This is a genomic window from Klebsiella sp. BIGb0407 (genome assembly GCF_024807845.1).
Taxonomy (GTDB): Bacteria; Pseudomonadota; Gammaproteobacteria; order Enterobacterales; family Enterobacteriaceae; genus JGM124.
This window is the reverse complement of sequence record NZ_JANUEQ010000001.1, coordinates 1,156,380-1,168,811: the sequence shown is the minus strand read 5'-3', so window position 1 is coordinate 1,168,811 and position 12,432 is coordinate 1,156,380. Positions and strand designations below refer to the sequence as shown.

Here is a 12,432-nt window from a genome sequence, read left to right as displayed (position 1 = left end):
TTTTATAGCATAATAGTTCTGATTCATTCGGCATCAAATTACCATTAAATTGGTGGGGTCTAAGTTGGTTGTAATACATCCGTGATGTAATTTTTTACTGTTGTGCTGGCCTCACTAAAATTTACGTACCCCATATTCAAGTAAGACTTCTTAGGGGTAGCTTTCCCTAGCCCTGACCTCTGCCCGAGGGAATTGTGTAATACCCCCCTGTTTATATGTCCCGCCGAAAAAATATCTGCAGTAAAACTCTCAGAATTGCTTGGCGGACAATCCCGCCGATTGAAAAAAATCACTTATTATTTTCAAATATCTTAATAGATTACATCAACACTTCCATCGCTCTTTTCACAGCCCTGAACATGCCACCAAACATAGGTGCGATGCTACAAAGAAAGTCACTCTGGGCGTTCTGTATGGCCTCCGGCGGAGAGAGTACAAGTGAGTTATAGCGCAGCAACTTTTTATTTCTCCTCATATGAACTTATACAGAGCATCGATAGGAGAGCATATTTTTTGAAAATCCCCAACATTGCTAACGACCTGCCGTTGCAATAAGCCTTGCTATTTTACAACAAGGAAAATGCACCAAAACAGCCATTTTTTGTTGTAATTTGCATTGATTAAAGTAATACGCTGTTGTAATTTGTTTTAGCCGCTCAAACTACAACAGGCTGAAACATGGAAAACATTGGCTACATTCGAGTAAGTACAACACAACAAAATTCAGATCGTCAGTTAGCTGAGGTAACTCTTAATAAGATTTTTGAAGACCAGGCAAGTGGGAAAAATACTGACCGCCCAGCATTCAAAGACATGATGAGCTATGTTCGGGATGGTGATGTACTCCATATTCATTCTATCGACCGATTGTGCCGAAATACTGCTGACCTATTAAACACAGTTAATGAACTCAGCAATAAATTGGTTGCTGTAAAATTCCATAAAGAAGGATTTATCACTGGTGAAGTAGTAGAGAAGGATGGCAAGCGGGAGTTTGTTAAGAATAAATTTGGCAACCTTATGCTCAGTATCATTGGGGCTGTGTCTCAGATGGAAAGAGAGACGATGCTAGAACGCCAGGCAGAAGGGTATCAGGCTGCCAAGGCAGCGGGGCGCATTACTGGACGGGGTAAGGGTAAATCGATTGACCGCCAAGCTGTTAGAAAGTCTCTCAACGATGGGCTAACTATTCGTGCTGTAGCTGAGCTGTATAAAATTAGTACAAGAACTGTTATGAATATCAAGAATGAAGTTTGACTGTTCTTCCGATATCAGTTTTTAGCCACTGATGTTTATTTCTGGCTAAAGCGGAGGATAAGAAGTTAGGTCATCCGGTAGCAAAGGAAAAACTTAAGCGAGTGCAGGAGGCCAAAGCAAAATAGCTGAGTCAGTCCAAAGCAGCGCTTGAATTATGTTTGAGTTTACGGACAATTAAACGTAACTGGCATGCCAATGAGGTAAGTGAATCATAGTACCCATTTTAAAAATTCCAACTTAGAGTAAGCAAAAAACATACCATTTCTATTCGACCAAAATAAATAGAAAGTGAAAATTTACTTCGTAGATTTCTAATAACAACATAAATAAAAAACTTGTTTTTCTGGATGAGCAGCCATATGATGGAGCCACGGATGAGCTCTATCGTGCCCCCGTTTCAATACTGTAGCCCATATTTTGTGCATACAGACGTGAGATAGACATAGTCACAGCAAGAGCTGTATGTATGCGTATTGTATAATGTTATGGAGCTATATAATGAAACCTATCTTATCACCTGATCATATCACTATGTTATCCGCAGTCATTAATGATATAGCCTATCCTTTGTTTGACTATAAAAATGACGTTAACCTAAACTCTAACTCTCGAATGCGTGCCGTTAAAAATACAGTAAGCTATTCCTTTGGACATAAAAGTGGATCAGCGCTTTGTTATGATCTGAAATTTTCAGAACACAAGGAATACCCTGAATATTTCAAGTCGGTAATTAAAAAAAATTTAGAAAATTTAAATGCGAACTTTGCATCTCGATTTGGAAAAGAAATCCCTAATACAAATATATTTTTAGCTAGCAAGATTAGTCTTAAAGTACATCGTCATCCATCTGGGCATTACAACCTCGAGTACAGACTTAGTGAAAGTGGTTTACATAGTCAGTTTGCGGGAATTTTTTCTGGGAATATGAGCTCTCGGCAATTTTATGAATCGTCTTTCCGGCTTTATCATTTTTTAATGCTCGCTGGTTATGATGTAGATTTCACTAATATTATAAAGCTAGAGCATTTAAATAGTGTAATGGTAGAGTTAGATCTTGATACAAGAATAAAATTAAGAGGATGGATTCATCGTCATTATACAAAAGATCAAGATGAAATAATCCGTAATTTAGTAGATAAAAAAATTGAAGTTAATTTCAAAAATATGGGGCTGGTTTATCAGGCGAATTTATTTGGTGATTATGGAAAAACATTCATGCCATTCTCACTTTATGCAGAGGGTATTTTGGTTCCTGAGATTTATTTTACTGAAGAATCATTGCATGGAAAAAAATTGCAGCCTTATCGTTAAAGTTCACTAACAATTTGTGTTATTAATAATAAAGTTGGGGGGAGTAACACCCAACTTTTTATTAATTAAGTATGTCATTATTTTTGCTGATTTTTCACATTTTTTCATTCTTGATTGATAACATATCATAATTTATTAATTCAGCGTATGGCATGAATTTGTTTTAGCTTGATTTTCAAACAATGATAAAACCGACCATTAAGCTCTGGGTCAGAGCAAGTACTGAATAGCTAATTGCAATAATAGTCACTATCTAACCATCTGTATTGCTTATGATGTGTCTGGCTAAGGATTCTGATCGCTGACTTTTTTGTTGCCTAATTGTGAAGTTGAATGAACGAGATCTCCTTTTCCTGTTTAGTATTTACCCCGCACCTTTGCCAGATAGGATACCCAGTAATAAACACCTTCCAGACTTTCCGGTTTATCTCGTTCAATAACATAGTGGGTCGGGAACCGTTCATCCTTGCCTAAGAGTTCGACCAGCGTATCTTCACCACCTGTCAGTTGGCACCAAATTTCCATAATCGCGTTGCCGATGCCATATGTTCGACCACCCAATCGTTGTATCTGTCGATGGGGAAGAGCAATCCAACAATGGTAGTGAACCTGCTTAGCTGTTTCTTTTTCCCGTACCCAGCCAAAAGCAAAGTTGTTAATTGGAGTGGTGACATTCGGCGGCCTTTTATTTTTGGACTTGAGGCGCTCACGTAATTTTTTCCGTCGCAAAATTTACATCAACTGAGAGCGGGGGGATGTCACCCTGTCTAACAACTCATCACTTGATACCACTCGATAGATTTGTCAACACCTTGTATTTCTTGGATTTTCGGCATATCCATCGCTCATCTAGTGCACAGAATTTATATGATAGTCCGTACGGAAATCAACATTAACGCGGTGAATAACAGGCAATTTTCGAGCAATTGAAGAGGATTTAAGCTGATTTATTTTTGGGTTTACTGGCTGACTAACGAGTTATGGTAACGGTGACGGAGAGAGGGCAGCCAACCGATGGCATCCTATACCTGTTATAACCAGCAAGTGGGGTTGTCTTTGTCAGATTTCATCACTGTTGCAGTGGGGACAGCATAGTGTCTTAGGTTGGGTGGGACACAATTATGTCCTTGGGGGTGAGATACTATTGTGCCCCTAGTGGTGGGGCAGCATGGTGTCCCTAAAATAGAACTATAATAAACCTACAACTACATCACGTTCTTTAATAGACCTTAAAAGAAGAGAGGCAAAGGACTAAAGAAAAAATCTTTTAGGGTGTTAGGTTCTTCTTTTTGTTGTTTTGTTGATTTGTATAACGCTCCGCTAAAGCACCCAACACCAGTGTGTAAGCCTACTGTCTGGACAAGCCAGCCACTAGGCAACACTCCCTAACCAATCGCTCCATCATAGAATGATGAATCTCTTGGGGGAGTCTTTAACTTTTTTGGGAAGCAAGCCAACGGCGCGGTAGTAATTTTGGAAACCTGTCACGAGCAATAGGCGAGAGTCGAGTTGCGCCGACGAGGTGGGGTGGAGGCAGATAAGCCCCCTGAAAATCATGTCACACATCCCGAAAATCTTTAACGAGAGCGACCTAAGAAGCACTGTAACACCTCTGGTAATAGAGATGATAGTGGGTATGGGAAGGACGCAGCAGAGAGCGATATGGCTCGTTTAGCGCCACTTAAAAACAATTGACGTTGAAGGTATTTATGTGTGATATTAGTATAGCGAAATTTTTTATTTAAAAAATAAGTGCTTGCTATTTACAATGATCACTGATAACGTTGTTCTTAACAAATTAAGGTTTCATCGCAGCCCTGTGATGGCTCCTGACCAAATGGGTACAAAATGACCCTCCGATAATATCAATCCAACGGAGGAACCCAATGAACAAATCTACATCCCAACGTGTTACCCCTTCCACTATGACTGGCGAACAGATTGCTGACTCCATCATGTACGAAATGTACACCAAAGCAGCGTTATGGAGTTTCATCTCCCGTAATGGTGGCGCAGATGTAGCTCATGCTAAATACCCGCAACTTGCCGTTGCACTTCATATCCTGAAACGGGAAAAGAAGAAGGCGAAAAGTGCCAGCACGGTCAAGATGATCCTCAACCCCCTATCCCGACAGTTTGCTAATGGTCAATCCCTGATCGAGATTCTGAACCCAGTGTTGCAGGCATACCGCAGTCTGTACCGTGAGAGATTCAATCTAGATGTAACGCCCGAGCAGGTGATCATGTTTTTGGTTGCCACCCACGGTGTAGAGAACCTGGAACAACACGGTTATAACGTCGCGGGTAACTTCTCGGCAGTTATCACACCGAACAACAGCCTTTAATTAATTACTCATACCTTAAGCCAGTTCGCTTTTTGCGATCGCTGGCGAATTTTTTTGCCTGTCTATAAAGGAGATGAGCAATGAAAATTAATTTGGACGAGCCGATGCACTTAGCGCTTCAAGAAAAAGCCAGAAAACGTGGAATTCCATTAGCGAGTATGATCGTAACCATGTGTAGAAACACGGCAAAAATTCTGCAAGAACGGGACGAGGAACCGACAGCCTCAACAGGGAACACAACATAAGAATGACAGTCACAAGACTACCAATTCTTATAGCAGAATTGATTTTCTATATCCGACGAACAGGAGGAACGTCATGAAACTGACGTTTAGCAACTCAACAATGGACGCACTTATGCAAGAGTGCCGCCGTACCGGAACACCTATTGCAACATTTATCAATAAAATCGTGGATGCAGAGGCAGAACGCATCCAAATAAACATGAAGAATTCCATTGAAGGAGAATACGATGGGCAACGAGACAGAAAAAAATAACAACGAATCCGAGGTAAGCGGAAAATTTGCCATGATCCCAAATGAGATCCTTGGGATGCTGGGTAAAAATGTGCGTACTCCTGCTGGGACGGTTGAGAAGATCGATGGTGATGATTTGGCCTGGTGGGGCTTCTTCTTCACGTTTCGTTACCAAAAAATGAAGTGCTACCAAACCCGACAAACGATTTCAGATCGCTTTGACTGTGATGTGAAAACGGTGACACGGCGTACTGCCCGACTCGAACGTTTGGGATTACTGACCATCGAACAGCGCAAAGGTACGAGTAATATTTATACTGCTACTTCTGTAGAGGAGTTTCTTGCGATGAAAACCCGCGAGAAAGTCACACCCAAAACCGAGGAGAAAAAGGAGAATGGCAAATCCGAAATGCAGGCACCTATTGACGCATCCACTAACCAACCCGCAGACGAATCCGCTGGTCAGAATACTAGCCTGCCCGTTGTCAGTGACACGCCTGTTGTTGGGCAGCAAGCTGATGTTGAGTCTAACGACGACAACGGCAATGCTGGCACCAATATTAATAATGCGGTGGCTCAGGAAGTTCAAATCTTTGATGAACACGGTGTCATCACTGAGGCGTTTATTAACAGCCTGAAAGGAGACTACGCCCCTCACCGCAACGATGATGGCACTTTACATAGTTTCCGTTACGTCTATTTGGCGGCGCGTTATACACAGGATATGCGAGACGGTGTGACTGTCAGAACTAATGACGAGTACATGGCTGAGGCCAAACCTCGGCATGTTCCCTCACATCTATTATCGACAACAATACCAACATCTCAGCCATAACTGGAATACGAAGAAGATCTACCTTTTTAATACTGAGGGAAATGAAGAATGATGACCGTAACGGCTGACAAGATGAAAGCCCCAGAAAATCAATCCTTGAATTTCCCGACCAAAAACCAGAACTGACCAGCTTGTTTAAAAACTGTGCTCGGAATAAAAAAACGTAACTTCATGCTCATCACTGGGATATCGCCAAGACTTGTGACCTAAATAGAGCGTGTCACTGAACAGTTCCGCTCAATTAGTGAGTCTTATTACCGATGTGCAACCTGATAATGTTTTTCTACTGTAAACATCTGCCGGGACAATCCCGGTTTTTTATGTCCAGAACCGCGGTGGCATATTCGTTTGGTGTCACACAATCTGGCACACAACATGGTACACATCTGCATTTTAGGGCTTGTTTGTCTGACCTTCCGCTGGCATTATCCTGATTAGGGATTAATGAGGAACATTAATCGCAAGTTTTTGATTTTGATTTAAATGACTCGGGGTGCCCTTCCTAGTGAAGGCTGAGAAATACCCGTACCACCTGATCTGGATAATGCCAGCGTAGGGAAGTCAGATACCTGTCCGGTGTCCCTTCTTTCACGCCGGACAGGAGCTTTAAATGATGCAACCTGACCCGCTCGACTTAGCTGTTTTACAGACTTTTCGTCGCAACTCTCCGCTCGTTCACTGCATAACCAATGATGTTGTTCAGGCTTTTACCGCCAATATATTGCTGGCGTTGGGCGCTTCACCCGCGATGGTGGTTGACCCTGATGAGGCCGAAGAATTTGCGGCTATCGCTGATGCCTTATTGATTAATGTCGGCACTTTAACCACGTTTCAGACGCAGGCGATACGACGGGCTATTGATAGCGCGCTGGCGGCAGAGACTCCCTGGGTTCTGGATCCGGTTGCTGTGGGTGGGTTGACCTTCCGGAGCCAATTTTGCCAGCAGATTATTGGGCAAAAACCTGCTGCTATCCGCGGTAATGCTTCGGAAATCATTGCGCTCACGGGTTTAAGTGGCGGTGGGCGAGGTGTGGACAGTACGGATAGTGCCCTCAGTGCCCTCCCTGCGGCGCAGACGCTTGCCCGGCAAACGGGGGCTATTGTGGTGGTGACGGGAGAAGTTGATTACGTGACCGATGGCGAACGTATCCGAACCCTAACCGGGGGCAGTATTCTGATGACCCGTGTGGTCGGAACGGGATGTGCGCTCTCAGCGGTGGTGGCTGCTTGTTGTGCTTTACCCGGAGACCGGCTGGATAATATTGCCGCAGGCTGCGGTTTTATGAAACAGGCCGGTTCACTGGCCGCTCGTCAGAACAAGGGGCTGGGCAGTTTTGCCGTTGGTCTGCTTGATGCCCTGTCAGTGATGGGAGAAGAAGTATGAAACGGATTAATGCCCTGACCATCGCAGGTACCGATCCCAGTGGCGGTGCCGGTATTCAGGCCGATCTGAAGACTTTTTCTGCCCTGGGCGCTTATGGTACGAGCGTTATCACGGCGCTGGTGGCGCAAAATACTCAGGGCGTTCAGTCCCTCTATCGTATTGAACCCGCATTTGTTGCCGCTCAGTTAGACTCGGTATTAAGTGACGTACGTATTGATGCGGTGAAAATAGGTATGCTGTCTGAGGCCGATATTGTTGAGACAGTTGCCGCTCAACTCACCCGCTATCAAATCACCAACGTCGTGCTGGATACCGTGATGCTGGCGAAAAGCGGTGACCCGCTACTGGCGCCACAAGCGGTGGATAGCCTGCGGCGACACTTGATTCCCAAAGTCGCACTGATCACCCCGAATTTACCGGAAGCCGCCGCTTTGCTTGATGCTCCTCATGCCCGTAATGAATATGAGATGAAAGAGCAGGGCAGAGCATTATTAGCCTTGGGCTGTCAGGCGGTACTGCTGAAAGGCGGGCATCTGACGGACAGCGAAAGCCCGGACTGGCTGTTTACGGCCAGCGGAGAGCAGCGGTTTACCGCCCCGCGCGTGGTGACAAAAAACACCCACGGTACCGGTTGTACGCTTTCTGCCGCCCTGACCGCCCTACGGCCACGCCATCCTGACTGGATAACGACCATCCAGCAGGCCAAAAGCTGGCTTTCCGGGGCGCTGGCGCAAGCCGATAGTCTGGAAGTGGGGCAGGGTATTGGCCCGGTACATCATTTTCATCAGTGGTGGTAATAGTAGTATACTAAGCGCTGACCCCCGGCCCGGAAAAAGACAAATGGAACAAGCGCATACCCGGCTTATTGCACAACTGAACGAGCGGATCGCAGCGGTGGATAACACCCCGCTGTATATAAAGTTTGCGGAAACGGTAAAAAATGCCGTTCGCAGCGGGCTTTTAGAGCACGGCAATATTTTGCCCGGTGAGCGCGATTTGAGTCAGTTAACTGGCGTATCGCGTATTACGGTACGCAAAGCCATGCAGGCCCTGGAAGAAGAGGGGGTGGTGACCCGCGCCAGAGGATACGGAACCCAGATAAACAATATTTTCGAATACTCTTTAAAAGAAGCGCGCGGCTTTTCTCAGCAAGTGGTATTGCGGGGTAAAAAACCGGATACCCTGTGGGTTAATAAACGGGTGGTGAAGTGCCCGGATGATGTGGCGCAGCAGTTATCCATTGCGGCAAACAGCGATGTCTTTCTGCTTAAGCGTATTCGCTATGTCGATGAAGATGCCGTTTCGATTGAAGAGTCCTGGGTGCCCGTCAATTTAATTCATGATGTTGATGCGATTGGTGTTTCGCTGTATGACTATTTCCGCAGTCAGAGCATTTTCCCTCAGAGGACCCATTCGCGGGTCAGTGCTCGCATGCCGGATAGCGACTTTCAGTCACATATAAAAATGGAAAGTACGGTACCGGTGCTGGTGATCAAACAGATTGCTCTCGATCAACAGCAACGGCCCATTGAATACAGCATTAGCTATTGCCGCAGCGACCTATACGTCTTTGTGTGCGAGGAATAGTGCTTCACGCGTGGGGGCGCAATCGCCTCCACGCTGCCCGACGACCCAGGCCGCTACCGCATTGCCTAATAGTACGGCGTCTGCCAGCGACCAGCCTGATGCCAGCCCTGCCAGTACACCGCCTGCATGACTGTCACCTGCGCCAATGGTATCAACCACGGTCGTCGTAAAGGCGTTGACCTGGCCCGCCGACGTCTGGGTGAAATACCAGGCACCGTCTTTATCGTGACGCACGATAAGCTTTGATGCAAAACGGTTAACCCATTCGGTGCCAAATGTTTCAATATCCGGCGAGAGGTTAAAGCGTTCCGCGGCACTGTCTGCTTCCTGACGATTCAGGGATACCAATGGTCGACAGGCCATAATTCGGGTCATCAATGCAGGCGAGATATCGCCAATTCGCGGACCAAAATCGATAAAGGACGTGACCTCCTCTAAACTCTCCAGCCAGCTCACCAGTAATTCACCGCAAGGTGAAGCTAATTGATAACCGGAAAAATAGATAAAGCTTCCGGGCGGTACGTTTACTTGTGCCAGCCAGTCGGCATTCCACTGATTTTCCACGCCGCTAAAAGACATAAAGGTACGTTCACCGTCGGGTTCTACCAGCGCCAGACACCAGCCGTTATCGCCATCTGCGTTATCGATAAGGCTGTGCAGATTTTCCTTCGCCATGCGATTACGAATAATCTCTGCCCATACCCCCTGACCCAGAGGCAGGGCGTTACTGGCCTCTATGCCCAGGCGCTTCAGGGCTACGGCAATATTTAGCGCACAACCTCCCACATTAACGCCTTGCTGCTTAAGCTCAATATCGCAACCCCGCCATGGCAGGGCATAAGCATCGGCAATCACGTCAATCACAGCCGCCCCCACCAGGGTGACGGGGTGACGGGTGGCTAATGTGGGTAACAAATTGTGTAAACGGGGACTGCTCATAACGCCTCCCGCTGCTGACGGAAAGTAGCCAGTGCTGTGGCATAGCGCGTGAAATCAAGCTGGTTTACCGCATCCAGCTCTGCTTTGAACTGCGGATCTATCGCCGAGATCCCATGAAGCGCTCCGCAGATAGCGGTTGCCATCGCGCCAATGGTGTCGGTATCGCCGCCAAGGTTGGCGCACAGGATGGCGCAGCGGTTAGGATCCGTTTGTGCCAGTTCAACCATGGCAATGGCGCAGGAGACTGACTCGATCGTGCTGGTTCCTGCCCCGACGACCTGATAGAGCTGTTCGCTGGCGGATTCCACGCCGTTGGCTTCACGTACAATTTTAAGCGCTATTTCAAGGCGTGCCGCAAGGGATGCACTAAAGGTGGTAATACGTTTTTGCTGAGTGTAATGGGCGATGGCGGGCAGAGATGTCACGATATCGGCCCACTTATCGCCGTTGATAGCTCGCGAAATAGCCCAGGCGACGACCACGGCCCCGGCAATGGCCAGATCCGACTTATGCGTCGGGCTTGACGCCAAGGCTACCTCATCAATAAAGGTATCAAGATCCTGCGCTGGCAACAGACAGCCCAGCGGTGAGACACGCATTGCTGCGCCATTGGTCACACCATTATTTTCCAGCTCCGCGACCGGTTTTCCGGTGCGAATCGCATTCAGCGCAATTTTTGACGTTGGTCCAAGGACATTTTTATTGAAGGCGTCAAACTTCAGCGCCCACTCGAGGATATTATGGCCAATCAGGTCTGGATCGATTTGGCCATCGCGAGCCAGCAGTGCATCAGCAAGGCAAAGTGCCATTGAGGTATCGTCAGTAAATTCTGCGCGCTGAAAATAGCAGGCCGCATTATTCTCTTCAGGCCCTGGGAGAAAGCGGTCAATCCAGCCAAAGTGTGCCTTAACGCGCGTTCTTGGCCACAGCTCAGACGGCATACCCATCGCATCTCCTAATGCTTGCCCGTAGAGGGCACCAAGGATACGTTCTGCTTTCATTTTACTTCCCCTTTTGTCAGCGCATTATCGCGTTCGTCGACGTTAATTGCTGTGATGTCTTTGTCCGATTCGCGAAAGAAAATCATAAATAGTACGGCTATCACGGCTATCATTATTGCCCCGAAAGTCCACATGCCCGCCCAGTCGAAGGTCAGACCGTTAACCGGTTCTTTATAGGCAAACATGTCTTCCATCATCATTCCGCCAAGACGATAGCCGAGCAGGCTGCCAAACCCCTGACAGCACAGAGTTATCAGGCCCTGGGCTGCAGTACGCATATGTACAGGGGCTTTCTTATCAACATAGATATAGGCGGTAACGTAGTAGAAGTCGTAACTGACCCCGTGCAGCAAAATACCCAGGAACAGCAGACCATAAGTGAAGTACTCTTCCGCTCCACCGAAGATAAAGAAGGCATAACGAATAGCCGCGGTAATAAGACCAAGTAATAACACCTTCTTAATACCATAGCGTTTAGTGAAGAACGGCAGAGCCAGCATAAAGAAGATTTCGGAGAACTGTCCGAGGGTCATCCAGCCGGTGGCATTTTTCATCCCCACTTCTGTCAGATACCCGTTGGCAAAGATGTAGTAAAACGCCAGCGGCATGGCAAACAGGAAAGAGCAGAAGAAAAAGACGAGGAAGTTTCTATCCCGCAGCAGGATCAGTGCGTCCAGCCCGAGCATCACCTTGAAATTCATCTTGCCGGTACTTTTTGGCGGCGTGTCGGGTAAGAAGAAGGCAAAAACCCCCAGCACGGCTGAACTACCCGCGGTAATAAGTAAAGGAATATTGGTCGGGGATATATCGTTATAGCCCAGCATTTGTGGCAGAAAGCCGCAGGCCAGGCCGGATGCTATCCAGCCAATGGTGCCCAACACGCGAATGCGCGGGAAATCACGCTCGACATCCGACACGTTAGCAAAAGCGATGCTGTTGGTAAGGGCGATGGTTGGCATATAGGTGAGAGAATATGCCAGTAATAGTGGGAAGAACCCTGCAAAAGTGGTTTGCTGCGCGGCAAAATACATCAGGATTGCACCCGCAAACATTAAGACAGCGAGAACCTTTTGAGCCGAAAAAAAACGGTCCGTCAGTGAACCCACCAAAATAGGTGACAAAATAGCCGCAATTGCCGTACAGGCGTAAGACCAGCCGATTTCCCCGGCGGTAAAGCCGCTTTTGCTAAGCCATAACCACAGTGGGACAAACCAGGCTCCCCAGATAAACCACTCAACAAACATCATGAACGACAGCTTGGCTGTTATTTTCATTTTTAAATCCTTCATGGCAGGT

13 protein-coding genes and 1 riboswitch are annotated in these 12,432 nt (G+C 46.7%); of the genes, 9 read left to right on the top strand and 4 right to left on the bottom strand.

The window, feature by feature from the left end; translation table 11 throughout:
* Positions 1-678: 678 nt before the first annotated feature.
* Together M2387_RS05485 and M2387_RS05480 are read left to right on the top strand one after the other, a co-directional pair.
* Positions 679-1,257, top strand: a complete 579-nt coding sequence (locus M2387_RS05485; protein ID WP_259047680.1) for a recombinase family protein — start codon at positions 679-681, stop codon at positions 1,255-1,257.
* 498 nt (positions 1,258-1,755) lie between these two features.
* Positions 1,756-2,568: a hypothetical protein gene (locus tag M2387_RS05480; RefSeq protein ID WP_259047678.1), complete on the top strand. Its 813-nt coding sequence runs from the start codon at positions 1,756-1,758 to the stop codon at positions 2,566-2,568.
* 357 nt (positions 2,569-2,925) lie between these two features.
* On the opposite strand, the gene M2387_RS05475 is transcribed toward M2387_RS05480, so the two are convergent.
* The gene (locus M2387_RS05475; protein ID WP_310572757.1) at positions 2,926-3,297 is read right to left on the bottom strand and encodes a YagK/YfjJ domain-containing protein; all 372 of its coding nucleotides are present in this window, start codon (positions 3,295-3,297) and stop codon (positions 2,926-2,928) included.
* Positions 3,298-4,454: 1,157 nt separating this feature from the next.
* Here M2387_RS05475 and M2387_RS05470 point away from each other — a divergent pair.
* From M2387_RS05470 to M2387_RS05440, 7 genes are all read left to right on the top strand, one after another.
* Positions 4,455-4,913: a hypothetical protein gene (locus M2387_RS05470; RefSeq protein WP_259047676.1), complete on the top strand. Its 459-nt coding sequence runs from the start codon at positions 4,455-4,457 to the stop codon at positions 4,911-4,913.
* 80 nt (positions 4,914-4,993) lie between these two features.
* On the top strand, positions 4,994-5,158 hold the full coding sequence (locus tag M2387_RS05465; protein ID WP_259047674.1) for a hypothetical protein: 165 nt from the start codon (positions 4,994-4,996) through the stop codon (positions 5,156-5,158).
* Positions 5,159-5,231: 73 nt separating this feature from the next.
* Positions 5,232-5,411: a hypothetical protein gene (locus tag M2387_RS05460; RefSeq protein ID WP_259047673.1), complete on the top strand. Its 180-nt coding sequence runs from the start codon at positions 5,232-5,234 to the stop codon at positions 5,409-5,411.
* Positions 5,386-6,225, top strand: coding sequence for a hypothetical protein (locus M2387_RS05455; RefSeq protein WP_259047671.1), 840 nt, complete (start codon positions 5,386-5,388; stop codon positions 6,223-6,225). Before M2387_RS05460 ends, M2387_RS05455 begins: the two co-directional genes overlap by 26 nt.
* A gap of 479 nt (positions 6,226-6,704) precedes the next feature.
* Positions 6,705-6,801: riboswitch (TPP riboswitch) on the top strand.
* Between the two features lie 37 nt (positions 6,802-6,838).
* Positions 6,839-7,609: a hydroxyethylthiazole kinase gene (gene thiM, locus M2387_RS05450; protein ID WP_259048301.1), complete on the top strand. Its 771-nt coding sequence runs from the start codon at positions 6,839-6,841 to the stop codon at positions 7,607-7,609.
* Positions 7,606-8,406: a bifunctional hydroxymethylpyrimidine kinase/phosphomethylpyrimidine kinase gene (thiD, locus tag M2387_RS05445; RefSeq protein ID WP_259047670.1), complete on the top strand. Its 801-nt coding sequence runs from the start codon at positions 7,606-7,608 to the stop codon at positions 8,404-8,406. The genes thiM and thiD overlap by 4 nt, the downstream gene beginning before the upstream one ends.
* 43 nt (positions 8,407-8,449) lie before the next feature.
* The gene (locus M2387_RS05440) at positions 8,450-9,196 is read left to right on the top strand and encodes a GntR family transcriptional regulator (protein WP_259047669.1); all 747 of its coding nucleotides are present in this window, start codon (positions 8,450-8,452) and stop codon (positions 9,194-9,196) included.
* Here the strand turns inward: M2387_RS05440 and M2387_RS05435 are convergent.
* From M2387_RS05435 to M2387_RS05425, 3 genes are read right to left on the bottom strand one after another with little or no spacing between them, the layout of a single operon-like run.
* Positions 9,170-10,135 carry a PfkB family carbohydrate kinase gene (locus M2387_RS05435; RefSeq protein ID WP_259047668.1) on the bottom strand — a complete coding sequence of 322 codons (966 nt, stop codon included), beginning with the start codon at positions 10,133-10,135 and terminating at the stop codon, positions 9,170-9,172. The genes M2387_RS05440 and M2387_RS05435 overlap by 27 nt on opposite strands.
* Positions 10,132-11,136, bottom strand: a complete 1,005-nt coding sequence (locus tag M2387_RS05430) for an ADP-ribosylglycohydrolase family protein (protein ID WP_259047667.1) — start codon at positions 11,134-11,136, stop codon at positions 10,132-10,134. The genes M2387_RS05435 and M2387_RS05430 overlap by 4 nt, the downstream gene beginning before the upstream one ends.
* Positions 11,133-12,410 (bottom strand): nucleoside permease, encoded by a 1,278-nt coding sequence (locus M2387_RS05425; RefSeq protein WP_259047665.1) that lies wholly within the window; start codon positions 12,408-12,410, stop codon positions 11,133-11,135. Before M2387_RS05425 ends, M2387_RS05430 begins: the two co-directional genes overlap by 4 nt.
* Positions 12,411-12,432 lie beyond the last annotated feature (22 nt).